The following is a 298-nucleotide window of genomic DNA, read 5'->3' on the forward strand; positions in this document are numbered from 1 at the left end:
GGGGGTATAGCTCAGCTGGGAGAGCGCTTGCATGGCATGCAAGAGGTCAGCGGTTCGATCCCGCTTACCTCCACCACGGATTCAGAAGCTTGATTTTCAGGCTGCGTCGAAACAGCAAGATTCTTGCAAAAACGATGCAAAAAACTTGAAAATAAAGCTTCACAAGCGAAGAAATGTTGTTTAGAATAGCGTTCTTCGCGAAATGCAGTAAGCAGTTAGCGAAACAGACAAAGTTTTGACGATTTTGTCCCCTTCGTCTAGAGGCCTAGGACATCACCCTTTCACGGTGAGTACAGGG

The 298-nt window shown here is 47.3% G+C and carries 1 tRNA gene; it reads left to right on the top strand.

Annotated features, from left to right (window positions below):
• A tRNA-Ala gene (locus A9762_RS03945) sits at nucleotides 1-76 on the top strand.
• The last annotated feature ends 222 nt before the right edge of the window (nucleotides 77-298 follow it).

Origin of the sequence: Pandoraea sp. ISTKB (assembly GCF_001721285.1) — a bacterium.
Lineage (GTDB): Bacteria > Pseudomonadota > Gammaproteobacteria > Burkholderiales > Burkholderiaceae > Pandoraea > Pandoraea capi.